Origin of the sequence: Streptomyces caniferus (assembly GCF_009811555.1) — a bacterium.
Taxonomy (GTDB): domain Bacteria; phylum Actinomycetota; class Actinomycetes; order Streptomycetales; family Streptomycetaceae; genus Streptomyces; species Streptomyces caniferus.
Genome location: NZ_BLIN01000002.1, coordinates 1,063,412 through 1,085,701, shown reverse-complemented (window position 1 = coordinate 1,085,701; position 22,290 = coordinate 1,063,412). Strand labels below are relative to the sequence as shown.

Annotated in this window: 23 protein-coding genes; 15 read left to right on the top strand and 8 right to left on the bottom strand. The window is 71.5% G+C overall.

The window, feature by feature from the left end; all coding sequences use genetic code 11:
* Positions 1–70: 70 nt before the first annotated feature.
* The 3 genes from Scani_RS06650 to Scani_RS06640 are packed head-to-tail and all read left to right on the top strand — an operon-like array spanning position 71 to position 3,298.
* Entirely contained in the window at positions 71–1,885 is a 1,815-nt protein-coding gene (locus Scani_RS06650; RefSeq protein WP_167538034.1) for an AbeC-like domain-containing protein, read from the top strand.
* A 16-nt stretch (positions 1,886–1,901) separates the two neighbouring features.
* Complete coding sequence (locus Scani_RS06645; RefSeq protein WP_159470921.1) at positions 1,902–2,276, top strand: hypothetical protein; 375 nt, start codon at positions 1,902–1,904, stop codon at positions 2,274–2,276.
* A gap of 2 nt (positions 2,277–2,278) precedes the next feature.
* Positions 2,279–3,298 carry a serine/threonine kinase C-terminal domain-containing protein gene (locus Scani_RS06640; RefSeq protein WP_159470919.1) on the top strand — a complete coding sequence of 340 codons (1,020 nt, stop codon included), beginning with the start codon at positions 2,279–2,281 and terminating at the stop codon, positions 3,296–3,298.
* A gap of 73 nt (positions 3,299–3,371) precedes the next feature.
* Here Scani_RS06640 and Scani_RS06635 read toward each other — a convergent pair whose 3' ends face one another.
* From Scani_RS06635 to Scani_RS06625, 3 genes are all read right to left on the bottom strand, one after another.
* Positions 3,372–3,581, bottom strand: a complete 210-nt coding sequence (locus Scani_RS06635; protein ID WP_167538033.1) for a DUF5988 family protein — start codon at positions 3,579–3,581, stop codon at positions 3,372–3,374.
* 80 nt (positions 3,582–3,661) lie between these two features.
* The gene (locus tag Scani_RS06630) at positions 3,662–4,246 is read right to left on the bottom strand and encodes a Uma2 family endonuclease (protein WP_246295521.1); all 585 of its coding nucleotides are present in this window, start codon (positions 4,244–4,246) and stop codon (positions 3,662–3,664) included.
* Positions 4,247–4,360: 114 nt separating this feature from the next.
* Positions 4,361–5,167 (bottom strand): hypothetical protein, encoded by an 807-nt coding sequence (locus Scani_RS06625; RefSeq protein WP_159470917.1) that lies wholly within the window; start codon positions 5,165–5,167, stop codon positions 4,361–4,363.
* A gap of 213 nt (positions 5,168–5,380) precedes the next feature.
* Between Scani_RS06625 and Scani_RS06620 the strand changes: the two genes are divergently transcribed.
* The 9 genes from Scani_RS06620 to Scani_RS06585 all read left to right on the top strand — a co-directional run bounded on the left by Scani_RS06620 (position 5,381) and on the right by Scani_RS06585 (position 14,580).
* Positions 5,381–6,889: an aldehyde dehydrogenase family protein gene (locus Scani_RS06620; RefSeq protein ID WP_159470915.1), complete on the top strand. Its 1,509-nt coding sequence runs from the start codon at positions 5,381–5,383 to the stop codon at positions 6,887–6,889.
* A gap of 60 nt (positions 6,890–6,949) precedes the next feature.
* Positions 6,950–8,491 carry a GMC family oxidoreductase gene (locus Scani_RS06615; RefSeq protein WP_159470913.1) on the top strand — a complete coding sequence of 514 codons (1,542 nt, stop codon included), beginning with the start codon at positions 6,950–6,952 and terminating at the stop codon, positions 8,489–8,491.
* Positions 8,491–9,615, top strand: coding sequence for a quaternary amine ABC transporter ATP-binding protein (locus Scani_RS06610; RefSeq protein ID WP_159470911.1), 1,125 nt, complete (start codon positions 8,491–8,493; stop codon positions 9,613–9,615). The genes Scani_RS06615 and Scani_RS06610 overlap by 1 nt, the downstream gene beginning before the upstream one ends.
* On the top strand, positions 9,615–9,785 hold the full coding sequence (locus Scani_RS39890) for a hypothetical protein (protein WP_167538032.1): 171 nt from the start codon (positions 9,615–9,617) through the stop codon (positions 9,783–9,785). Before Scani_RS06610 ends, Scani_RS39890 begins: the two co-directional genes overlap by 1 nt.
* On the top strand, positions 9,782–11,776 hold the full coding sequence (locus tag Scani_RS06605; RefSeq protein WP_159470909.1) for an ABC transporter permease: 1,995 nt from the start codon (positions 9,782–9,784) through the stop codon (positions 11,774–11,776). Before Scani_RS39890 ends, Scani_RS06605 begins: the two co-directional genes overlap by 4 nt.
* A 2-nt stretch (positions 11,777–11,778) precedes the next feature.
* Entirely contained in the window at positions 11,779–12,771 is a 993-nt protein-coding gene (locus Scani_RS06600) for an ABC transporter substrate-binding protein (RefSeq protein WP_159470907.1), read from the top strand.
* Between the two features lie 212 nt (positions 12,772–12,983).
* Positions 12,984–13,280: a hypothetical protein gene (locus Scani_RS06595; RefSeq protein WP_246295520.1), complete on the top strand. Its 297-nt coding sequence runs from the start codon at positions 12,984–12,986 to the stop codon at positions 13,278–13,280.
* A gap of 202 nt (positions 13,281–13,482) precedes the next feature.
* Complete coding sequence (locus Scani_RS06590; RefSeq protein WP_159470905.1) at positions 13,483–14,247, top strand: DUF4232 domain-containing protein; 765 nt, start codon at positions 13,483–13,485, stop codon at positions 14,245–14,247.
* Between the two features lie 84 nt (positions 14,248–14,331).
* Positions 14,332–14,580, top strand: coding sequence for a hypothetical protein (locus Scani_RS06585; RefSeq protein ID WP_159470903.1), 249 nt, complete (start codon positions 14,332–14,334; stop codon positions 14,578–14,580).
* 123 nt (positions 14,581–14,703) lie between these two features.
* On the opposite strand, the gene Scani_RS06580 is transcribed toward Scani_RS06585, so the two are convergent.
* Entirely contained in the window at positions 14,704–15,096 is a 393-nt protein-coding gene (locus Scani_RS06580; RefSeq protein ID WP_159470901.1) for a GNAT family N-acetyltransferase, read from the bottom strand.
* Positions 15,097–15,249: 153 nt separating this feature from the next.
* Here Scani_RS06580 and Scani_RS06575 point away from each other — a divergent pair, with 153 nt between their 5' ends.
* The gene (locus tag Scani_RS06575; protein ID WP_159470899.1) at positions 15,250–16,410 is read left to right on the top strand and encodes a trypsin-like serine peptidase; all 1,161 of its coding nucleotides are present in this window, start codon (positions 15,250–15,252) and stop codon (positions 16,408–16,410) included.
* 118 nt (positions 16,411–16,528) lie between these two features.
* Here Scani_RS06575 and pdxR (Scani_RS06570) read toward each other — a convergent pair whose 3' ends face one another.
* Positions 16,529–17,989 carry a MocR-like pyridoxine biosynthesis transcription factor PdxR gene (gene pdxR / locus Scani_RS06570; protein ID WP_159470897.1) on the bottom strand — a complete coding sequence of 487 codons (1,461 nt, stop codon included), beginning with the start codon at positions 17,987–17,989 and terminating at the stop codon, positions 16,529–16,531.
* Between the two features lie 88 nt (positions 17,990–18,077).
* Here pdxR (Scani_RS06570) and Scani_RS06565 point away from each other — a divergent pair, with 88 nt between their 5' ends.
* Entirely contained in the window at positions 18,078–18,566 is a 489-nt protein-coding gene (locus Scani_RS06565; protein WP_159471809.1) for a carboxymuconolactone decarboxylase family protein, read from the top strand.
* 19 nt (positions 18,567–18,585) lie between these two features.
* Here the strand turns inward: Scani_RS06565 and Scani_RS06560 are convergent, their stop codons facing one another.
* Together Scani_RS06560 and Scani_RS06555 are read right to left on the bottom strand one after the other, a co-directional pair.
* Positions 18,586–19,377 carry an isocitrate lyase/PEP mutase family protein gene (locus Scani_RS06560; protein ID WP_159470895.1) on the bottom strand — a complete coding sequence of 264 codons (792 nt, stop codon included), beginning with the start codon at positions 19,375–19,377 and terminating at the stop codon, positions 18,586–18,588.
* Positions 19,374–19,934, bottom strand: coding sequence for a carboxymuconolactone decarboxylase family protein (locus Scani_RS06555; protein WP_159470893.1), 561 nt, complete (start codon positions 19,932–19,934; stop codon positions 19,374–19,376). The genes Scani_RS06560 and Scani_RS06555 overlap by 4 nt, the downstream gene beginning before the upstream one ends.
* Positions 19,935–19,981: 47 nt before the next feature.
* Here Scani_RS06555 and pdxR (Scani_RS06550) point away from each other — a divergent pair, with 47 nt between their 5' ends.
* A complete protein-coding gene (gene pdxR, locus Scani_RS06550; protein WP_159470891.1) occupies positions 19,982–21,445 on the top strand; it encodes a MocR-like pyridoxine biosynthesis transcription factor PdxR in 1,464 nt (487 codons plus the stop codon).
* A 73-nt stretch (positions 21,446–21,518) separates the two neighbouring features.
* Here the strand turns inward: pdxR (Scani_RS06550) and Scani_RS06545 are convergent, their stop codons facing one another.
* Complete coding sequence (locus tag Scani_RS06545; RefSeq protein ID WP_159470889.1) at positions 21,519–22,058, bottom strand: GNAT family N-acetyltransferase; 540 nt, start codon at positions 22,056–22,058, stop codon at positions 21,519–21,521.
* Positions 22,059–22,290: the final 232 nt, after the last annotated feature.

Genomic DNA, 22,290 nt, shown 5'->3' with positions numbered 1-22,290 from the left:
GCCCGGCCACCGGCAGCTCGCCCGCCAACCAGGCCACCGGGGCGGCCAGTTGGTGTTCCGGGGGAGGACGATGGCTCGTACGGATGTGCCCCAGCAGCAAGGAGAGCCCGACGGCCCGCGGCGGTCGGGCCGGACGCCGGAGGGCGCCGGGCCCCCACCGCTCCCCCCGACCCCGCCGGGCGCCAGCGAAGCCACTCGGCTGCTGTGCGCCGGTACCTACCTGGACGACACCTTCCGCGACACCGTCATCGACGAGCTGTACGTCCATGAGGAGCGGTTCGCCGCGCCCTCCCTGGGCATCGACGCCGCCCGGGTCCTGGCCCATGCGTTGCGCGCCCGGCGGCTGGAACTGAGCTGGGCGGCAGCGATCGTGCTGTTATGGATCGTGGCCATCCCGTTGTCCGCGGGCCTCGTGGTGCTCTACCTGTTCCCCATCGTCCTGATGGCACTCGGCCGCGCCGTCCACCGGGCACAGATCCCGCGCTGGCTGGCCGTGCTGTGCGCCTTCGTGCTGCGCTGGTACGGACGGCTGTCGCTGACGCTCTACTGCTTGTCGCTGCTGGTGGTGGCGTGCGGCGGGACCAACATGAGCGTGGACTGGATGTTCTTCCCCCTCCCGGACGCCCTCAACCCCCTGACGAGCGGCGCCCCGGACAGCTACGACTCGTACGGCAACCCGTCGTCGGAGGGCGCCCTCAGCGTGGGAACGGGTGTCTCCGCACTCGGGGGCGGCATTGGGGCCAACACCCTGCTGCCGGTGTGGATCGCGCTGCTGCTGCCGCTGGCGCTGGCCGGCATGGTCGCGCTGCAACGCGGCCAGTTCGCCCGTGCGCTGGCGCGCGAACTGTCCAGGGAACGCTTCCCCGACGTCATGTCCGACCCTGCCGAACGGTCCCAGAGCCACCGCTCCCGGCGGCTGCGGGAGCGGGTGCGGATCGAGCAGCACGGGCCGCTGGTGATGTACCGGGCCGCCCACCCGTTCTGCGGCGCCGGATACCCGTACAAGACCTGGTCGCTGGCGGTGGAGCTGAACCCCCGGGCGGACCGCGAGCCCGAACCGCTGGACAACGGCGCCATCCTGGCCCGGATCATCCCGCTGGTGGCGGCGCTGCGGGTGCCGTCACCGCACGGTTCGCCGGGGGCGGCAGCGGTGCGCGACCGGCTGCGCGCGCTGGAGGTGGACGAGTGCGTCTTCCTGCCGGCCGAGGGGCTGCCGACCCGCGCTGCGGCGCCGTACGCACCGGCGGAGTTCGAGGGGCACCGCGCGGCGGCGGTGGAGGAGGGCGGCGAGACCCGCCGGCACTTCCTGCGCATCCGTATCGGCGGCTGGGACGAGGGCATCGTCACCACGCTCTTCGTACGGGTGCACACGCAGGGCGGGATGCTGATGCTGGAGGTGGCACCGCATGTGCTGTTGCCGCTGCGGCAGCTCTTCCAGGACGCCGACCGGCTCGCCCACCAGTTCCGGCGCCACGACCGCTTCGGCAAGGCGGTGTGGGCGCTGTCCCACACCCCGCGCTCCGCCGTGAATGCCCTCCTCACGCTGCTGCGCGGCCTGCTGGCGAGCTGGCAGCTGGGCACCGCGGGACACGGCGCGGCGCTCCCCGAAGGCCCCGGTGCCTCCGTACGCGAGCTGGGTTCGTTCGGTGAGTCGTCGCTCTTCCAGGACATGGACGTCGCCCGCTATCTGGGGACCGTTCAGCAGCGGGTGGTGGCCGGGGTGACCACGGCGCTGCGCGAGGCGGGCTATCAGACCGCCGAGTTCGAGCAGCGGGTGGTGCATGTGGCCGAGGGCGGCGTCTACATCGAGTCCGCACAGGGCGCCGTCGGCGTCGGCGACCACAACACGATCACCCACAACACCCCCCACCGCGGCTCCGATTAGAAGGGAAGTACCAAGCGTGGCAACGGCTGACGAACGCGGCAACGGCATCCACATCGGCAGTGTCCGGGGTGCCTTCGCCATCGGCGACCACAACACGGTGACCCACAACGAAGGCGCGGCCGTGCCCGCGGGGGACCCGGCGACGGAGGAGCTGCTGCGCGCCGTCCGAGCCCTGCGCGACGATCTGTCCCGGGCGGTGGAGAGCCCGCAGATCACGGTCCTGAGCAGCGAACTCGCCGAGACCGAAGCGGAGATCGCGGACGGCGGTGCGGCGGGTCCCGGCCGGCTGGCCCGGCTCCGTACGGCGCTCGCCGACGCCGGCGCCGTCGTGGGCCTGCTGGCCTCCGGTGCCGCGGTGAGCCAGGCGGTCGCGGCCCTGGCGGGAGGCTGACCATGACGCGTGGAGGCCAGGCCCGCTGGAACGACGAGACCCAGCGCTGGGAGGACGGCACCCCGCCGCCCGCGCCCTATACGGGCCCGATGCCGCCCCGGCCGTCCTTCGCACCGTCGGCGGCGGGCGGCGGTGCTCCGGCGGGCGCCGCCCCGCCGCTTGCCACCGGACCATCCGCCGCCGACCCATTAGCCGCGGAGCCGCGCCCCGCCGATCCGCCCGCCACCGATCCGCTTGCCTCCCGGGCGCCTGCCGCCGAGCCGTTCTTCCCCCGTACGCCGCCCGCCGACTGGTTCGTCGCGCCCGAGCCCGCCTTCGGGCCCGAGTACGTCACCGAGCCCGCTGTCCGGCACCGCAGCGTGGGCCTGATGGCGGGTGCGGCGGTGGCCGTGATCGCGGCGGCCGTCGGCGGCGGCTATCTGCTCTGGGGCCACGGTGGCGACGACCCGCCCGCCGCCCGCCCGGCGGCCCGCACCAAGGCCTCCGCCTCGGACGACACGGCCACCGCCTCGCCCACCGGTGAATCCAGCGGCGGCACGGCCGCCACCAGGACCGCCACTCCCCTCTCCACCGCCCTTCCCGACGGCTACCGCCTCGTCCACGACAAGAAGGGCTTCACCCTGGCGGTGCCCCGCACCTGGGAGCGCAGCGAGCGCCGGACCGGGGTGTTCTACACCGCACCGGACGACCGCCGGCTGCTGCAGATCTTCGAGATCAAGGAACCGGACACCACCCCGTACGAGGCGTTGGAGACGGCGTCGCGGGGGCTGTCGGGCAACCCCGGCTACAAGGAAATAAGTCTCGAACCACTGGGCTACCCGGGTCCCGGCACGGATGCCACCCAACTGGTCTACGCCTATGACAGCGAGCGCCTCGATGAGCGGGTCAAGGTCGTCGACTGTGCCTTCACCGTCGCCGACGGCCGCCAGTTCGCGGTACTCGTCCTGGGCCCCGAGGCTAACTGGCCGGAGCAGGAGTGGACCCAGCAGAACATGTTGCAGAGTTTCGTCCCCCACGGCTGAGCGCTGCGCGCCGCGCGCTGCGCACGGCCCACGGGGCGCCACGAGGGCGGCGCCGCCCTGCGGAACACCCGGATTACCCGGGCAGCTCCGTCCGCTCCCACCACTCGTAGACGGGCAGGGCCCCCTCGGCGGTGTGCTGCTGCCGGCTGGTGGCCCGGAAGTGTTCGTAGCCGTTCCGGAACGGGATCTTCAGCTCGGCCCCGGGAGGGTCGACCGGCACGATCCGCTCGGGAAGCTCCTCGGGTCCGCCTTCGAGCACCGCTTTCGCCGCTGTGTCAGCCATGCCTGCATTGTCGTCCGGGCCGCTGCCCACGGCCCCTCCTGTTCGGCAGCGCGGGTGACGGCGCCGGGCGGTCACCGGAGTCAGTCGCGGGGGAATTCTTCGGTGGAGAGGGTGAGGTCGGCGAAGCTGCCGGTCAGGTCGATGGGCTCGCCGTATTTGAGGGTGAGGTCGCTCATGTAGTCGTCGCCCCGCGGGCGGGTGAAGACACGGCAACAGCCGAGATAAGGGTCGACGATCACATACACGGGGACCCCGGCGGCGGCGTAGGCCTTCTTCTTCGGGCCGTAGTCATTCGCCGCGGTGCCCTTGGAGATGACTTCGGCGACGAACTCGACATCCTGGTAGCGCCAGCGGCCCAGCTCGTCCTTCTCGGCATCGTCGGCGAACTTGGCGACGTCCGGGGCGAAGCCGTTCAACTCGCCGGGGAAATCGATCCGTACGTCGGAGGTGACCGGGGCGTCCATCCCGAAGCGGTCCTCCAGCGCCCGCACGATCCTGCGGATGGTCTGCCAGTGGACATCCCGCTGCGGCGCCATGTGCACGTTCCCCTCGACGATCTCCACCTTGTAGCCCTCGGGGATGTGCACCTGCTCCAGCCGCTCGAACCAGTCGTCCAGCTCGCCGCTCTCGGCCATCTCGGTCCTGTCGGTCAGTTCGATGGTCACCGTGCCGCTCCTCCCCGCTGCTGCGCGGGCGCGGGCAGCCGCACGGTTCAACGATACGTATGTACGAACGGTTACGTACCGCAGGCGCGGGTCACGGGCCCCGCTGCCCCGTCGTCAGGTGCCCTGCGAGCCCTTCAGCAGGTCGTCCAGCGCCGAGATGTCGGCCGTCTCGCCGGGCGCGGGTGTCTTGGTGGACACCGGGGTGTCGTAGTTGCTCAGGAGGATGGTGCCGGTCTGGTGGTCGACCGCGGCGGTGAGTTTGCGGGGGTAGTGCTTGCCGTCGATGGCGACGTAGAGGGTCTCGACGGCGCCCCGGGCCTTCTTGACGACGGGGAGGACACGGGTGCCCTCCTGGGTGGTCGGCCGGCCCTTGGTGAGGGAGACCGAGTGTGAGGGGGAGGGGGTGCCGGACGGACGCCGTTCGGGGCCCGTGGCCGCCTTCTGGAACGCCTTGAGGTCGCAGGCGGCGGACACGCCCCGCAGGAATGAATTCTTGGTCGTGCCGTGCAGGAAGGTGTCCCGGTACTTCGCCGCGGCGTCGTCTCCCTTCTTGCCGGGCAGCAGGCCCTTCCAGAAGGCCGCGTCCGGCTTCATCCAGACCTCGTCGCCGCGTTTGACGAGCTCGACACGGCCGTACTCGCCCTTGCTGATGGCGCCGGTGCAGTTGCCGGCGCGGTCGAGGGTGAGGTCGAGCTTGGTGGGATCGGCACTGGTCTCGGTGCGCAACCGCAGGGACTGCGCGGCGAGCAGTTGCTGGAGGGCGTCGTCGGAGATCTGCTGGGCCGATTTGTCCGCGAGATCGCCTTCACCGCCGTCCGAGGAGCCGGCCGAGGCCGCGGCCGTACTGGCGACCCCGGCGAGGAGAGCTACGCCGCAGGTCAGGGCCGCAGTGGTGGTGGCGGCACGCCGTCTGCTGATCATCCCGGTACCTCCGGTCCCGAGGGGACAGTCCGGCAAGTACATACGGCTATTCAGGGTACGTTCCGGGACATTGCGCCGCACATTCAGTGAGTCGAGTCACTTTCCATGAATGTTTGGGCATAGATACGCGGCTTCAGGGGAGGGGTCCCCGTTGCTGGTGACACCAGTGGTTGCACCAGTGGGAACAGATCGGTAACCGGAAGGCAGAACGACGTGTCGTCACTCGAGACCATTCACGTAGACGGGGTGTGGCTCCCGGCCGCATCCGGCGAAACGCGGGAGGTCCTCGACCCCGCCGACGCGACGACGCTCCACCTGGTGTCCGAGGGGGGTGCCGAGGACGCCGATGCCGCAGTCGCGGCAGCCCGCCGGGCCTTCGACGGTGGCACGGGCGCCTGGCCCCGTACGGCCGTCGCCGAACGCTCCGCGCTGCTGCGCCGGGTCGCCGACCTGCTGCAGCGCGACCGTGAGGAGATCGCCCTCATCGAGAGCCGGGACACCGGCAAGACGCTGGAGGAGGGCCGGGTCGACGTCGACGACGTCACCAACGCCTTCCGGTACTTCGCCGACCTGGTGATGAACGAGAGCGGCGGCCGGGTCGTCGACGCCGGTTCGCCGGATGTGCACAGCGTGGTCGTGCACGAGCCGGTCGGTGTCTGTGCCCTCATCACGCCGTGGAACTACCCGCTCCTGCAGGCAAGCTGGAAGATCGCGCCGGCCCTCGCGGCCGGCAACACTTTTGTGATCAAGCCCAGCGAGGTCACCCCGCTGTCGACCGTGCACCTGATCAAGCTGCTGGTCGAGGCCGGGCTGCCGGCCGGGGTCGCCAACATCGTCACCGGCGCGGGTCTGCCGGTCGGCCAGCGGCTGGCCGAGCACCCGGATGTCGACCTGTTCTCCTTCACGGGTGGCCTGGTCAGCGGCACGAAGGCGGGCGCGGCAGCGGTCTCCGGTGCCAAGAAGATCGCGCTGGAGCTGGGCGGCAAGAACCCCAATGTGGTGTTCGCCGACGCCTGCGCCACCGAAGAGGGCTTCGACACCGCCGTCGACCAGGCGCTGAACGCCGCGTTCATCCACAGCGGGCAGGTCTGCTCGGCCGGTGCCCGGCTGATCATCGAGGAGTCGGTGCGCGACCGCTTCGTCGCCGAGCTCGCCCGCCGCGCCGAGAAGATCAAGCTCGGCCGGGGCACCGAGGACGGCGTCGAGTGCGGCCCGCTCGTCTCCCAGCAGCAGCTCGACAAGGTCGAGGCGTACGTCGCCTCCGCGCTCGCCGAGGGTGCCCAGCTGCGCTGCGGCGGCGCCCGGCCCAAGCCGTCCGACGTCCGCCCGGCCACCGGCTACTTCTACGCGCCGACCGTGCTCGACGGCTGCCACCGCGAGATGAAGGTGATCCGCGAGGAGACCTTCGGGCCGATCCTGACGGTGGAGACCTTCACCACCGAGGACGAGGCCGTGGCGCTCGCCAACGACACCGAGTACGGCCTGGCCGGTGCGGTCTTCTCCGGTGACACCGCGCGCGCCCGCCGGGTCGCCGCGCGGCTGCGGCACGGCACGGTCTGGATCAACGACTACCACCCCTACCTCCCGCAGGCGGAGTGGGGCGGCTTCGGCAAGTCCGGCATAGGCAGGGAATTGGGCCCCGCAGGTCTGGACGAGTACCGCGAGAGCAAGCACATTTACGAAAACCTCCGGCCGGAGCCGGTGCGCTGGTTCGCGGGCTGACACCCCGCCCCTGTCACAGCACCACCCGCACCACGCACGTTGTAAGAAGGAGCACCCCCAATGCCTGTGTATGACTATGTCGTTGTCGGCGGTGGCACCGCCGGTTCCGTCATCGCCTCCCGCCTCACCGAGGACCCCGACGTCACCGTCGCCGTCATCGAGGGCGGTCCGTCCGACATCGACCGCGAGGACGTGCTGACGCTGCGCAAGTGGCTCGGCCTGCTCGGTGGCGACCTGGACTACGAGTACACGACCACCGAGCAGCCGCGCGGCAACTCGCACATCCTGCACAGCCGCGCCAAGGTGCTCGGCGGGTGCTCCTCCCACAACACGCTGATCTCCTTCAAGCCGCTGCCGTCCGACTGGGACGAGTGGGAAGCGGCGGGTGCGACCGGCTGGAACGCCGCGGAGATGGACCCCTACTTCGGCAAGCTGCGCAACAACATCGTGCGGGTCGCCAAGAAGGACCAGAACCAGATCGCCACCGACTGGATCGAGGCCACCAAGACCGCCCTCGGCGTCCCCGAGGTCGTCGGCTTCAACGACCAGCCCTTCGACGAGGGCGTCGGCTTCTTCGACCTCTCCTACCACCCGGAGAACAACAAGCGCTCCTCCGCGTCCGTCGCCTACCTCCACCCGCACATCGAGGCCGGCGACCGCCCGAACCTCACGCTGATGCTGGAGACCTGGGCGCACAAGCTGGAGCTGGACGGCACCACCGCCAAGGGCGTCCACGTCCGTACGAAGGACGGCGAGGAGGTCTACGTCGAGGCGGCCCGCGAGGTGCTGGTGTGCGCCGGCGCCGTGGACACCCCGCGGCTGCTGATGCACTCCGGCATCGGACCGCGGAAGGACCTGGAAGCGCTGGGTCTGCCCTGCGTGCTCGACCTGCCGGGTGTCGGTGAGAACCTCATCGACCACCCCGAGTCGGTGATCGTCTGGGAGACCGACGGACCGATCCCGGGCAACTCCGCGATGGACTCCGATGCGGGCCTCTTCGTCAAGCGGGACCCGGAGCACAAGGGCCCCGACCTGATGTTCCACTTCTACCAGATCCCGTTCACCGACAACCCCGAGCGACTGGGCTACGAGCGCCCCGAGCACGGGGTGTCGATGACGCCGAACATCCCCAAGTCCCGCTCCCGCGGACGGCTCTACCTCACCTCCGCCGACCCCGAGGTCAAGCCCGCCCTCGACTTCAAGTACTTCGAGGACGAGGACGACTACGACGGCAAGACGCTCGTCGACGGCATCAAGCTGGCCCGCAAGGTCGCCCAGGCCGAGCCGTTCAAGAAGTGGCTCAAGCGCGAGGTCTTCCCCGGCCCGGACGTCACCGACGACGCGGAGATCAGCGAGCTGGTCCGCAAGGCGGCCCACACCGTCTACCACCCGGCCGGCACCTGCAAGATGGGCGCCGCCGACGACCGGCTCGCCGTCGTCGACCCCGAGCTGAAGATCCGCGGCCTGGCCGGCATCCGTATCGCCGACGCCTCCGTCTTCCCGACGATGCCCGCCGTCAACCCGATGCTGGGCGTGCTCATGGTGGGGGAGAAGTGCGCCGAACTGCTCCACAAGGCTCCGACCCAAGGAGGTGATGCGTGATGGCTACCACCGCCGCCGGCGCATCCGAGATACCCAACGCCCGCACGCCCGAGTCCGCTTCCGAAGCGGACGGCCGCGAGGTCGTCTTCTCCGTCCGCAACCTCTGGAAGGTCTTCGGCCCCAAAGCCGAGCGCATACCCGAGGACACCTCGGTCGCCAAGCTGAACGTCCAGGAGCTGCGCGAGCAGACCGGCTGTGTGGCCGCCGTCCGCGACGTCTCCTTCGACGTCCACAAGGGCGAGGTCTTCGTCGTCATGGGCCTGTCCGGCTCCGGCAAGTCCACCCTCGTACGGTGTCTGACCCGGCTGATCGAGCCGACCAGCGGTGAGCTGGAGATGGACGGCGAGGACGTCCGCGCCATGGACCGCACCACGCTGCGCGAACTGCGCCGCCGCCGCGCCGCCATGGTCTTCCAGCACTTCGGCCTGCTGCCGCACCGCACCGTCGTCGACAACGTCGCCTACGGCCTGGAGATCCAGGGCATGGGTAAGACGGAGCGCCGCGCGAAGGCCAACGAGATGGTCGACAAGGTCGGCCTGGCCGGGATGGAGAAGCGCCGCCCCGGCCAGCTCTCCGGCGGCCAGCAGCAGCGCGTCGGCCTGGCCCGTGCGCTCGCCGTCGACCCCGAGGTCCTGCTCTTCGACGAGCCCTTCAGCGCGCTCGACCCGCTCATCCGCCGCGACATGCAGGAAGAAGTCATCCGCCTGCACCGCGAGGAGGGCCGGACGATGGTCTTCATCACCCACGACCTGAGCGAGGCGCTGCGCCTGGGCGACCGGATCGCCCTGATGCGCGACGGCGAGATCGTCCAGCTCGGCACCCCCGAGGAGATCGTCGGCTCCCCGGCCGACGACTACGTCCGCGACTTCGTCCGCGACGTCCCCCGCGAGCAGGTGCTGACCGTGCGTCGCGCGATGCGTCCGGCGGAGGACGGCGAGGCCGACGAGGGCCCCGCGCTGAGCCCCGACACCCTGATATCCGACGCCATCGAGGCGGTCGTCCGCTCCGGCGGCGCCGCCCGGGTCGTCGACGGCACGCGCTGCCTGGGCATCGTCGACCACGCCTGCCTGCTGAATGTGGTCGCCCGGCTCGACAGCCCGCAGCACGGCGAGGTGGCTGCCTGATGTACGCCGCCACCACCCACCGCGGCGTCGTGCGCGCCGTCGGTTCCAGAGCTCCCGCGGCCACGCCGCGGGCCCGGCTGCGCGCCACCCTCCTGCGCCACTGGCGCGAGGCCCAGCGCTGCGCCGCCCTGAACATGCCCACGGGCACGGTGAAGAGGGGGCGGGCATGAGCACCTCCACGCCTCCCCTCGCGACGCGCCCGCTGAGCGATGCCGTACGGCCCGGCCCCCTGCGGGCGGTGCGGCAGTTCCCCAACCTGAGCAAGCTCCTGCTGCTCGTGCTCGCCGCGGCGGTCCTCGTCCCGCTGCTGGCCGCCAAGTACGGCGCCGCCTGGCCGTCCTCGCTGACCGTCGACGTCTCCGGCCCGCTCGGCAAGACCAGCGACTGGATCATCGACAACCGCGACAGCCACTGGCTGTTCGTCTACTTCCTCGGTCACCTCAGCAACGCCGTGGTGATCTCGGTACGCGCCGTCTACATGCTGCTGCTCGCGCTCGGCTGGACCGGTGTGACCGCCGGTATCACGCTGATCGCCTGGCGCGTCGCCGGTGTCCGTATCGCCGCCACCGCGCTGATCTCCTTCCTGGCCAGCGGCCTGCTGGGGATGTGGGTCCCGACCATGCAGACCCTCGCCCTGATGGTCGTGGCGGTGGTCTTCTCGGTCGTCGTCGGTGCCCTGCTGGGCCTGGCCGGCGGCCTGTCCGAGCGGCTGTTCCGCATCCTGCGCCCGGTCCTGGACACCATGCAGGTGCTCCCGGCCTTCGCCTATCTCCTGCCCGTCGTGCTGGTCTTCGGCATCGGCGTCCCCGCCGCGCTGCTGGCCACCGTCATCTACGCGGCTCCGCCGATGGCCCGGCTGACCGCGCTCGGTCTGCGCGGTGCCGACCCCGGCGTCCTGGAGGCGGTCTCCTCGCTCGGCGCCACCGGACGGCAGCGGCTGCTGACCGCCCGGCTGCCGCTGGCCCGTAAGGAACTCCTCCTCGGCGTCAACCAGTCGATCATGATGGCGCTGGGCATGGTCGTGATCGCCTCGATGATCGGTGCGGCCGGTCTCGGTGACCGCGTCTACCAGGCGCTCGCCTCGGTCGACGTCGGTGCCGCGCTCGCCGCCGCCATCCCGATCGTGCTGCTGGCCATCGTCATGGACCGCACCACGGCCGCGGCCGGTGAGCGCCTCGGCACCGACACCGCGGCCACCGGTCCGAAGTGGCTGCGCGGCTGGCAGGCCTGGGCGGGCGTCGCGGTGGTCACCGCCGCCCTCGCCCTCGTCGGCCGGCTCACCGGCTCCCTGGTCTGGCCGGGTGCCTGGGCCGTGGACGTCGCCCGCCCGGTCAACGACTTCAAGGAGTGGATGGTCGACCACCTCTACTCCGGCGTCCCGGTCATCGGCGGCACCGCCGACTGGGCCGCGCACTTCACCGACTGGGTGCTCAACCCGCTGCGCGACGGCCTGACGGCGCTGCCCTGGTACGGCACGCTGCTCATCGTCGCCGCGCTGGCCTGGCTCATCGGCACCTGGCGCACCGCCCTGACCGCCGTCCTCGCGATGGCCGCCATCGGTGTGCTGGGCGTGTGGAAGCCGTCGATGAACACCCTCTCCCAGGTGATCGCCGCGCTGGTGGTGACGTTGGTGCTGGGCTTCGGCGTCGGCATCCTCGCGGCCGGCAGCAAGCGCCTGGAGTCGATCCTGCGCCCCGTGCTGGACGTCATGCAGACCATGCCGCAGTTCGTCTACCTCATCCCGGTGGTCGCGCTGTTCGCGGTGGGCCGCGCCCCGGCCGCCGCCGCGGCGGTCGTCTACGCACTCCCCGCCGTCATCCGCATCACCACCCAGGGCCTGCGCCAGGTGGACTCCGCGGCCATGGAGTCCGCCCAGTCCCTCGGTGCCACCCGCTGGCAGATCCTCCGCCAGGTCCAGCTTCCGCTCGCCCGGCCGGCGCTGCTGCTGGCCGTCAACCAGGGCGTGGTCCTCGTCCTCGCCGTCGTCATCATCGGCGGCCTGGTCGGCGGCGGTGCCCTCGGCTACGACGTCGTCACCGGCCTCGCCACCGGAGACCTGGGCCTCGGCCTGGTCGCGGGTGTCGCCATCGTGTGCCTGGGCCTGATGCTCGACCGGGTCACCCAGCCCACGGAACGCCGCACGACGGGGAAGGGAGCCTGACCATGTCCCGTAAGCGCACCATGATCATCGGGACGGCCGCGCTGGCCGGCGCGGCGGTCCTCTCCCTCTCCTTGTCCTCCTGCGGCAAGGCCGACATGACCAAGCAGGCCTCGCCGTTCGCGGCGGCCAAGGGCTCCAAGTCGGTCACCCTCTCGGTGCAGACCTGGGTCGGCGCCCAGTCCAATGTCGCGGTCGCCAAGTACCTGCTCGAACACAAGATGGGCTACCACGTCGACACCGTCCAGGTGGACGAGATCCCCGCCTGGGACGCCCTCAGCCAGGGCCGGGTCGACGCGATCCTGGAGGACTGGGGCCACCCCGACCAGGAGAAGCGGTACGTCAAGGACAAGAAGACGATCACCGCGGGCGGCGGCAACGGCGTCACCGGTCACATCGGCTGGTTCGTCCCCAAGTACTGGGCCGACAAGCACCCCGAGGTCACCAACTGGAAGAACCTCAACAAGTTCGCCAAGCAGCTCCGTACGTCGGAGAGCGGCAACAAGGGTCAGCTGATGGACGGTTCGCCGTCCTACGTCACCAACGACAAGGCGCTGGTGAAGAACCTCGGGCTGGATTACGAGGTGGTCTTCGCGGGCTCCGAGGCGGCCCAGATCACCCAGATCCAGCAGTTCGCCAAGCAGAAGAAGCCCTTCCTGACGTACTGGTACGAGCCGCAGTGGCTCTTCAACCAGGTGCCGATGAAGGAAGTCAAGCTGCCCAAGTACACCGACGCCTGCGCGGCCAAGGGCGCCAAGGACCCCAAGTCCATCGACTGCGCCTACCCGACGACCCCGCTGCAGAAGTTCTTCAACACGGAGTTCGCCAAGAAGGGCGGCAGCGCCGCGGCCTTCCTGAAGAACTTCAAGTGGACCAAGGACGACCAGAACGAGGTCTCCGAGTCGATCGCCTCGGGCGGCCTGTCCGCCGACGAGGCGGCCAAGCGCTGGGTGGACAAGCACCCGGACGTCTGGAAGAAGTGGCTGCCCAAGAAGTAGCCGTCCACACAACAGAACACGGGACACCGCGGGGCACCGCGGACTCGCGAACGGTCGCGGGCAGTCGCACAGGACGTGCGGCGGCCCGCGGCCGTTTTCGTGGTGGTGTGCCGTTCCTGTGCCGTCCTCCTGCCGTCCCGTCCCGTCCCGTGCCGGGCCCTGGCCCGCTCGGGCGGAGGGAGGTCCGTTCGGGTGGCGGGCGACCCGTTCGGGTGGCCGGGGGTGAACTGCCGCACGGCGCGGTGGCGGGCGCACAAGGCTGGGCAGCCGCCACCGACGAAAGGTCCGTCATGCCGCTGCCGCCGACCTGCCCCACGCCCGACTGCGACGACTGGCTGTGGAAGGACACCACGCACACCAACACCGACTGGGACAACTGGCGCTGGTGGTGCTGCCGTTGCGACAAGCAGTGGTATCCGACGGCCGAACAGCTCCAGGAGTACCGCTACGGCCCGGCCGGCCGCCCGCACCCTCCCGTGCACCGGGACCCCAGGATGGCGCGGCAGTAGGACGGGCGCGCCGCAGGGCCTACGGGTGTTTCCCAACTAGCGTCAGCGGCCTGCTTCTTCAGGCTCTCCCCGGCGTCTTTCCCCTGCTCACAGCCGTGTTAGCCGGATGTTAGCGGAGCGGCAGCCTGGCGATAGCGGCCCCGAGCAAAGTAGGTGACGTACCGAGGAAACAACGACACCCACTGCCCCCGGGGGACCCGAAATGAGCTCCAACACCGCTGTCCGCACCGCTCGTCGCCGCACCCTGCGCGTTGCCGCCGCGGCCCTGACCGCAGCAGCCGCGCTGTCCCTGACGGCCTGCTCCGGCTCGGACGCCGCCGGCTCGAAGCCCGCGGGCCGCGCGGACACGGGCACGTCCGCCGAGGCCGGCGGCGCGGGCTCCGCGGAGGCCGGTGGCGCGGGTTCCTCCGCCGGAGCGCAGGGCTCCGGCGCCAAGACGGACTCCGGTGCCAAGGCCGACAGCAAGGCCGGTACCAAGGGGGGCGCTGCGGGCCAGCAGGGGGGCAAGGCGCAGGCCAACGGAGGTGGCGGGGCGGGTTCGGGTGTCGAGCGGTGCCACACCTCCGGCCTGAAGGCGGTGTTCGCCACGGGCGGCGACGCGACCCCGGACCCGGACGCGGAGGGGGCGACGACCACCAGCGTCGTGCTGACCAACAAGGGCAGCCGCGCGTGCAAGATCGGTGGCTTCGCGGGTGTGGACCTGAAGTCCGAGAACGGCGGCGAGCGCTGGTCGCTGGCCCGCTCGTCGGCCAAGCACGGCTCGATCACCCTCGAGCCCGGCGACAGCACCGACTTCACGATCAACGTCGCCATGACCAAGGAAGAAGAGGGCTTCTACCAGCCCGCCTTCGCGGACGTCACGCCGCCCAACGAGACCAAGTCGATCACCATCAAGTGGCCCTGGGGCACGCTCGTCGACCAGCGCAGCGCCACCCACCCGGGCACCTTCGTCAACCCCATCGGCTGACCACCTCGGCACTGCCGCGGACACGAGCCGAGCACCTTCTGAGCCCGACCAGCTCAGAAGGTGAAGACAACAAAGGAGATCACCATGAAGTCCTGGCGTACTCGTATCGGTGTCGGCCTCGCGGTCGGTGCCGCAGCGGTAGCCATTCCCCTGACCGCCACCACCGCCTCCGCCGCCCCGCCCCCCGGCGACGGCTGGGTCCCCATCGGTGCCGAGAAGTACCCCTCGAAGGCGGAGTGCGAAGCGAAGGAACTCCCGGTGGCCCAGGCGAACGGGTACCACGAGGTGTGGTGCGACGACAGCAAGGCCATCATGCCCATCTTCAACCGCTGACCGGCCTCCGCCCGGCGGGAAGTCGTCCCGCCGACGTTGTGCCGAGAAGAGTCCGCTGCCCCGGTGTGCCACACCGGGGCAGCGGACTTTCTGCTTTCATGCAAGGAGTCAATTGACATGGTCTCAGAGCGCTTCTTGACGCAGGGCGTCAGCGGGCCGCTGCCCACTCCTCGCGGGTGACGGCGTACTCCACGTCGCCGTGTTCGTGGCCTCGTCGGGGCGTCCCGGGGTGGTCGGGCGGAGGGCGAACCAGCCGATGAATGCGTCGGTGGCCGGTGCCTCCGCGGCCCAGACGCCGAGCCCGGTGACGGGGTCCTCGGGGTGGTGACCGGGCTCCGTGAGGAATTCCGGCAGGGTCCGTTGCAGGACGTCCGTCCGCGGTACCGGTCGTCCGGTGTCGATGAGGCGCATGACGTCGGGGTCGCCGTGCAGCGCGACGAGCGGCTCGGCGTCGTCCGGGGTGAACCGGCGGAGCAGGAGCCGCTCCGTCCGGAAAGCGAGCGGCGAACGCGGCATCGGGTACGTCCCGTTCTGTCCGTGGGGGCGCCGGGACCTGGTTGCCCGGGGGGTGTGACGTCACGGCATAGTAGGGCGCAGCCCGATGAGGGACATGACAATTTCGGCGGGCCGCACGCCCGGCGCCGCCACGGATCAGGGGGACTCCGCTCGATGCCATCCATCCGCCGTTCCACCGCCGCGGCCGCGGCACTGGTCGCGCTGCTCGCCGGCACCGTCACCGCCTGCGGCCCCAGTGACGACAAGGCCGCCGCTTCGGATGCCGCCGGCCAGAAGGACCAGGGCGGCGGGGGCCTGCAGATCCCCAAGGGCATGCCGACCAGCCTGGACGATCTGAAGAAGTGGAAGGACGGCGGCTGGCAGAACTGGGACGATTGGGCCCGCAAGGCTTCGGATTTCGCCAATCCCGTCATCAAGGACCACTGGAAGACGGACCGGCTGGCCAAGGCGAAGAACTCCCCGGAGATCGGGGTGCAGGCCACCGGCGCGGGCAGCGAGTTCGACGCCACGGACCCCGAGCCGCGACCGGTCACCGCCGAGCAGGTCGCCCGCCCGTACCACCAGCACATGGCACCGGTCGGGAAGATCTTCTTCGACAGCCCGAAGGGCCCGATGGTCTGCTCCGGCACGATCGTCGAGGACCCCGCGCACCCGGGCAAGTCCAACCTCGTGTGGACCGCGGGACACTGTGTGCACTCCGGCAAGCGGGGCGGCTGGATGCGCAACATCGTCTTCGTGCCGTCCTACAACGACAACGGCGTGGCGATGAACCAGGTCAGCGGCAGTTCCTCCCAGCAGGTCACCCCGTACGGCCGGTTCTGGGCCGACTGGATCACCACGTCCGGTGAGTGGATCAACATGGGCAGCGAGGACACCGGAAACGGCGGCTCCGCCTACGACTTCGCGGTGCTGCACGTCAAGCCGGAGAACGGCAGCGGCAAGTCCCTCCAGGAGACCGTGGGCGCCGCCGCCCGGGTCGCGTTCGACACCCCCTCCGCCGACCGCATCGCCTCGCTGGACGCCTTCGGGTATCCGGCGGCGCCGCCGTTCGACGGTGCGCGCATGATGAACTGCCCGGCCCGCCCCGGCCGCCTCGTCATGCAGCAGGGCACCCCCGCCATGAACCGCATCGGCTGCAACATGACCGGCGGCACCTCCGGCGGCGGCTGGTTCGTCAACCACGGCGGCAAGCTGACGCTGGTGTCCAACACCTCGATCAGCTCCAACGCCCACACCTGGCTGGCCGGCCCGCACCTGGGCCCGGAGGCCCAGCGGATCTTCCAGAACATCAGCCAGAAGTTCGCGAACCAGTAGGGCGAGGGCGGGAGTTACCGCCGGACGCTGAGGGCGGGCGGGACTCGCCCTGCTCTGTATGCCGGATGGCCGGGGCCTTGGGGCCACCGGCCATTCGCGTGCCTGCGCCCCTGGGTGCTCATGCCGACGCGTGCGGTGGCAGCGCGCGGCACAGCGCCTCCAGGGCGCCGGAGTAGGCGCTGTCGGTGGGTGTCGCGTAGCCGACGACCAGGCCGTGGCGGGGCGGTGTGGTGGTGGCGGGGTGCCGGTAGTCCGAGAGGCCGTCCAGGGCCAGGCCCTGCCAGCGGGCGGCGCGCAGGGCCGTGTGTTCGTCCGACGCGGCGGTGCCGTCCGGGAGTTGGAGGACGGCGTGCAGGCCGGCGGAGATGCCGGTGACGGTGAGGTGCGGGGCGTGCGTGGTCACCGCGTCGATCAGCTGGTCGCGGCGTCTGCGGTAGCGCTGGCGCATCCGGCGGATGTGCCGGTCGTACGCGCCGTGGGTGAGGAACTCCGCGAGGGTGAGCTGATCGGTGACGCCCGCCCAGGCCTCGCGCTCCCCCTTGGCCTCCAGTACGGCGTCGACGAGGCCGGCCGGGAGCACCATCCAGCCCAGGCGCACCGCGGGGGACAGGCTCTTGCTGACCGAGCCGAGGTAGAGGACGCGCTCCGGATCGAGGCCCTGGAGGGCGCCGACCGGCTTGCGGTCGTAGCGGAACTCGCCGTCGTAGTCGTCCTCCAGGAGGTAGCTCCCGGTGGCGCGCGCCCAGTTGACGGCGGCGGCGCGGCGGTCGGGGTGCAGCGGGACGCCGGTGGGGAACTGGTGGGCGGGGGTGAGGAGGGCCGCGCCGATGCCGTCGAGGTGCGTCAACTGCTCGGTATCGGCGCCGCGTTCGTCGAGTTCGAGGGGGTGGGTGGAGATGCCCGCCGTGGCCAGGAGGCGGCGGTGGAAGGGGAGGCCGTAGCCCTCGACGGCGAGGGGGCCGGGGAGGACGGCGGGCAGCAGCAGACGCAGGGCATGGGCGAAGCCGGAGCAGATGACGATGCGCTCGGGGTCGGTGCGGACGCCGCGGGTGCGGGCCAGGTAGTCGGCGAGGGCGCGGCGCAGTTCGGGGCGGCCGCGGGGGTCGCCGGGGCCGAACGCGTCGTGGGGCGCGGCGGTCAGCGCGCGGCGGGCGGCGGCGAGCCAGGCCGTGCGCGGGAACGAGGCGGCGTTCGGCTGGCCCTGGAGGAGATTGTGGGTGGGGCGGCTCGCCGGGACGCGGTGGGCCGGGGCGCGGGCGGGCGTCGGGGGCTCCGTACTCCCCCGGTCGCCGTCCGGGAGGTGCCCCCGGGCGACGTGGGTGCCGGAGCCCTGGCGGGCGCTGAGCCAGCCCTCGGCGACCAGTTCGGCGTAGGCATCGGCGACCGTGTTACGGGCGATGCCGAGGTCCGCGGCGAGCGAGCGGTAGGGCGGCAGGCGGGTGCCGGGGGCCAGGCGCCCGGACCGTACGGCGTCCCGCAGCGCCCGGATGAGGACGGCGCGGCGGCTGCCGGGGCCGGTCAGCTCCAGATGCAGATCGGCGCCCAGGCTCTCGGCGAGATTGACCCATGATTCCGGCATGGGAATGCACCCTACAGCCGGTCGCCCGTGCTTCTAGATTCAAGGCATGACACAGCAACCGCAGGACATGAAGCATCAGCAGCAGGGCATGACACGGCAACAGCACGGCAATGACGGGGCGGAGGCCCGCCGGCCCCGGGTCGACTTCGCCCAGGCGGTCCCGAAGGCCTTCAAGGCGTTGATCGGCTTCGACGCCGCGGCGCGCGAGGGCCTGGACCCGGCCCTGGTCGAGCTGGTCCAGATCCGTTCCTCGCAGCTCAACAAGTGCGCGTACTGCCTCCATATGCACACCTCCGACGCCCGTAAGGCGGGGGAGAGCGAGGAGCGGCTGCACATGGTGGCGGTCTGGGAGGAGGCGACGCACTTCTTCACCGCGAAGGAGCGGGCGGCGCTGGCGCTCACCGAAGCCGTGACACTGGTCGCTCAGGGCGGTGTGCCGGACGAGGTCTACGAGCGTGCCGCCCGCCACTTCGAGGAGGCGGAGCTGGCCCGGCTGCTGGCGCTGATCTGCACGATCAACACGTGGAACCGGATCGCCCTCAGCACGGGGAAGGTCCCGGGGACCGACGGGCGATAGGGGCGGCGGGCATCGGCTCTCAGCCCGTCCCCGCCCCCAGCTCCTCGCGCAGCCGTTCCGCCATCCCCGTCACTGCTGCCATCGCGCGGTGCTGGAGGCCGGGACCGAAGGTGATCCGGGCCGCGCCGAGGGCGCCGAGTTCGCGGGGCGTGGGGCCGTCCGGGGTCACCACGGCATTGAGGGGGAGGCCGATGCGGGCGGCCAGGTCGGCCAGCAGCGATGGCGGGGCGAGGATCGGGTAGACGCAGTCGGCGCCCGCCGCCGCGTACAGCCGGCCGCGCCGGACCGTCTCTTCCGCGTCCTGGGCCTTCTGGGCATCCGGGTACCGGCCGGCGTGCAGGAACGTGTCGATCCTGGCGTTGATCACCAGCGCGTCGCCTGCTTCGGCCCGTACCTGTGCCAGCCAGTCGGCCTGTTCCTGCGGGTCCCGCAGGGCGCCGGTGGCCGGGTCGGTGTCCTCCAGGTTGCAGCCCACCGCCCCGGTGTCGGCGAGGCGGCCCACCAACTCCTTTGCGGACAGCCCGTATCCGGCCTCCACATCCGCCGAGACCGGGATGTCCACGGACCGCACGATGCGGGCGACGGCCGCGAACATCTCGTCGGCAGGCGTCCGCCCGTCCTCGTATCCGAGGGAGGCCGCGATGCCCGCGCTGGGGGTGGCGAGCGCCGGGAAGCCGGCGTCGGCGAACACCCGGGCGCTGGCCGCGTCCCATGGGCCGGGAAGGACCAGGGGCAGACGGGGCCCGTGGTGCAGGGCGCGCAGTGCGGCGGCGGCCGGGGTGCCGTCCGGGGCGCGGTCCGTGGCGGTCATGCCCGGCCCGGGGCCATGCGGGTGGACACGCCGAAGCGGTTCCAGGCGTTGATGGCGGTGATCAGCGCGATCAGCTGGGCCAGTTCGGCCTGGCCGAAGTGCGCGGTGGCGCGGTCGTAGACGGCGTCGGGCACGAAGCCCTCGGTGAGCAGGGTGACGGCTTCGGTGAGGGCGAGGGCGGCCTGCTCCTTGGGGGAGTAGAAGTCGGTGGCCTCCTCCCAGGCATTGAGGAGGTAGACCCGCTGCTCGGTCTCGCCGGCCGCACGGGCGTCCTTGATGTGCATATCGATGCAGAACGCACAGTGGTTGAGCTGCGAGGCCCGGATCTTCACCAGCTCGACCAGCGTCGGGTCGAGTCCCTTCCTCGCCGCCGCATCCAGCGCCATCATGGCCTTGTAGACCTCCGGCGCGAGCTTCGCCCAGTGCAGGCGGGGGCCGTGCCGGTGCGCCGGTCCTGGGGCCGCGGCCTCGGACGCCGTCGCCTGAGTCGCCTGAGCCGTCGGGGCCGCCGGTGGTGTCTGCGTCGTATGCGTCGTCTGTGATGTCTGAGTGGTCATGTCTACGACGCTACGACGGCAATGGCGCAGGAGTATGGTCCACTTCCATGGAGGATTCCTGGGCCACTTTCGGCCGTGATCTGCATCTGGATCTCACCGGCCCCGGCGGCCTGCGCGCCGCGCTGCTGCGGGCGCTGCGGGAGGCCGTACGGTCCGGGCGCCTGGCCCCCGGCACCCGTCTGCCGTCCTCCCGCTCGCTCGCCGCGGACCTCGGCATCGCCCGCAATACGGTCGCCGATGCCTACGCCGAGCTGGTCGCCGAGGGCTGGCTCAGCGCCCGCCAGGGCTCCGGCACCCACGTCGCCTGGGGGCAGCTCCCGGAGGGCGTCCGGGGCAGGGTCCTGCCACGAGCCACACCCGCCGCCCGGCGGGCACCCGGCCCGGCCGACCGCGCCGACCGGCCGCGCTTCGACCTCACCCCCGGCACCCCCGACGTCTCCGCTTTCCCCCGCACCGCCTGGCTCGCCGCCGCCCGCCGTGCGCTGACCGCCGCCCCCAGCGAGGCCTTCGGCTACAACCCCTCCCGCGGCCGGACCGAACTGCGTACCGTCCTCGCCGACTACCTCGCCCGCGCCCGTGGCGTCCGCGCCGACCCCGACCGGATCGTCGTCTGCGCCGGCTTCATGCAGGGGCTGGCCCTGCTCAGCCGCGCCCTGGGCACCGGACGGGTGGCCGTCGAGTCGTACGGCCTCGACTTCCACCGCGACGTCATCACCCGCGCGGGCCTGCGCACCGTCCCGCTCCAGGTCGACGAACGGGGCGCGCGCACCGAGGAGCTGACCGCCCTCGACGACGTGCGCGCGGCCCTCCTGACCCCCGCCCACCAGTTCCCCACCGGCGTACCGCTGCACCCCGACCGCCGGGCCGCCGCGGTGAACTGGGCGCGCGCCACCGGGGGGTTCATCCTGGAGGACGACTACGACGGCGAGTTCCGCTACGACCGCCAGCCGGTCGGTGCCCTCCAGGGGCTGGACTCCGAACACGTCGTCTACCTGGGCACCGCGAGCAAGAGCCTCGCCCCCGCGCTGCGGCTGGCGTGGATGGTGCTGCCGGACCGTCTGGTCGATCAGGTGCTCGCCCTCAAGAGCACCGGCGAATGGCAGTCCGGGGCGCTGGACCAGCTCACCCTCGCCGAGTTCCTGTCCTCGGGCGCCTACGACCGCCATCTGCGCGGGATGCGGCTGCGCTACCGACGCCGCCGCGATCAACTGGTGGCCGCGCTGGCCGAACGCGCACCCCAGGTCCGGGTCTCCGGCATCGCCGCCGGCCTGCACGCCGTACTGGAACTCCCGCCCGGCACCGAACGGTCCGTCCTCCAGGCCGCCCGCCGGCAGGGACTCGCCCTGGAGAGCCTGAGCCGTTTCCACGACCCGAGCGCCCCGCCGGCCTCCCGCGACGCACTGGTGGTGGCCTACGGCACTCCGCCCGACCACTCCTTCACCGGCGCCCTGGACGCCCTGCTCAGGGCGCTCCTGCCCGGGGAGCAGGCGGGGGAGCATGCGCCGGAGTAGGCGGGGAGCGGTCGGTGGAAGGGGCGGGGAGCAGTGGACGGGGAGCGGGCGGGGCGCCCCTGCGGGGCCCGGTTCACCATTCCCGTACGAACGACACCCGGTCGAGCCCCGGCCCGTCGTAATCCGTGTGCACCGGCACGCCCTCGTCGTCGATCCGGTCTCCCGGCTCCAGCCGGAAGCCCATGCGGGCGTGGTACGCGATGGAGTTGCGGTTGTTGGGGCTGGTGATGCAGCGGACCCGGCTGCGGCCGGCCGCGCGGACCGTGGCGAAGAAGCGGTCGTAGAGGGCGCTGCCGACGCCGTCCCGTCGGCCCTCCGGGCACACGCCCACGAAGTGGATATAGGCGGCCTCGGGTTCCGTCTGGGAGAGGAAACCGATCAGAAAGGCGTGCAGGGTCCCGTCGGGGCGCTCGACGAGGAAGCTGGTGTCGGCGAAGTGCTGCAGGAACAGGCGCGGTACGAGCAACTGCCGTTGCCGTGCGCCCGCCGCACCACCCAGACCGCCCCACCACTCGGCCAGGGCCACCTGGAGCCGTGCGTGGTCGGCCGGGCCGGGGCGCCGCAGCGTCAGGTCTTCGGGTAGCCGTCCCGGCACCCGGTCGCGCTCGGTCATGGTCGGTCTCCTCCGTCGTCCGGCGGGCCGCCCCGGCGGCGGCCATTGAACAAGCCCCGGGGGCAGGCACCTCGACTCACCTCAACCGACCCACAAGATAAGCAAGTTGAAGTCGGCCACCCCTCGTGGCACACCGAGTTGAAATGTCGGGGAAATTCCCCGGCGCGCGCGACGCACTCAACTGCGCGGTGGTGCAACGTCGTTGACGGTAGTGGTCCGACGGCTTGCGGTG

Bases quoted from the DNA above. Each gene is read 5' to 3' on its own strand.
- Scani_RS06650 (WP_167538034.1), top strand. From the start codon at position 71: ATGGCTCGTACGGATGTGCCCCAGCAGCAAGGAGAGCCCGACGGCCCG.
- Scani_RS06640 (WP_159470919.1), top strand. From the start codon at position 2,279: ATGACGCGTGGAGGCCAGGCCCGCTGGAACGACGAGACCCAGCGCTGG.
- Scani_RS06635 (WP_167538033.1), bottom strand. From the start codon at position 3,581: ATGGCTGACACAGCGGCGAAAGCGGTGCTCGAAGGCGGACCCGAGGAG.
- Scani_RS06625 (WP_159470917.1), bottom strand. From the start codon at position 5,167: ATGATCAGCAGACGGCGTGCCGCCACCACCACTGCGGCCCTGACCTGC.
- Scani_RS06615 (WP_159470913.1), top strand. From the start codon at position 6,950: ATGCCTGTGTATGACTATGTCGTTGTCGGCGGTGGCACCGCCGGTTCC.
- Scani_RS06610 (WP_159470911.1), top strand. From the start codon at position 8,491: ATGGCTACCACCGCCGCCGGCGCATCCGAGATACCCAACGCCCGCACG.
- Scani_RS39890 (WP_167538032.1), top strand. From the start codon at position 9,615: ATGTACGCCGCCACCACCCACCGCGGCGTCGTGCGCGCCGTCGGTTCC.
- Scani_RS06605 (WP_159470909.1), top strand. From the start codon at position 9,782: ATGAGCACCTCCACGCCTCCCCTCGCGACGCGCCCGCTGAGCGATGCC.
- Scani_RS06600 (WP_159470907.1), top strand. From the start codon at position 11,779: ATGTCCCGTAAGCGCACCATGATCATCGGGACGGCCGCGCTGGCCGGC.
- Scani_RS06590 (WP_159470905.1), top strand. From the start codon at position 13,483: ATGAGCTCCAACACCGCTGTCCGCACCGCTCGTCGCCGCACCCTGCGC.
- Scani_RS06585 (WP_159470903.1), top strand. From the start codon at position 14,332: ATGAAGTCCTGGCGTACTCGTATCGGTGTCGGCCTCGCGGTCGGTGCC.
- Scani_RS06580 (WP_159470901.1), bottom strand. From the start codon at position 15,096: ATGCCGCGTTCGCCGCTCGCTTTCCGGACGGAGCGGCTCCTGCTCCGC.
- Scani_RS06575 (WP_159470899.1), top strand. From the start codon at position 15,250: ATGCCATCCATCCGCCGTTCCACCGCCGCGGCCGCGGCACTGGTCGCG.
- pdxR (WP_159470897.1), bottom strand. From the start codon at position 17,989: ATGCCGGAATCATGGGTCAATCTCGCCGAGAGCCTGGGCGCCGATCTG.
- Scani_RS06565 (WP_159471809.1), top strand. From the start codon at position 18,078: ATGACACGGCAACAGCACGGCAATGACGGGGCGGAGGCCCGCCGGCCC.
- Scani_RS06560 (WP_159470895.1), bottom strand. From the start codon at position 19,377: ATGACCGCCACGGACCGCGCCCCGGACGGCACCCCGGCCGCCGCCGCA.
- Scani_RS06555 (WP_159470893.1), bottom strand. From the start codon at position 19,934: ATGACCACTCAGACATCACAGACGACGCATACGACGCAGACACCACCG.
- pdxR (WP_159470891.1), top strand. From the start codon at position 19,982: ATGGAGGATTCCTGGGCCACTTTCGGCCGTGATCTGCATCTGGATCTC.
- Scani_RS06545 (WP_159470889.1), bottom strand. From the start codon at position 22,058: ATGACCGAGCGCGACCGGGTGCCGGGACGGCTACCCGAAGACCTGACG.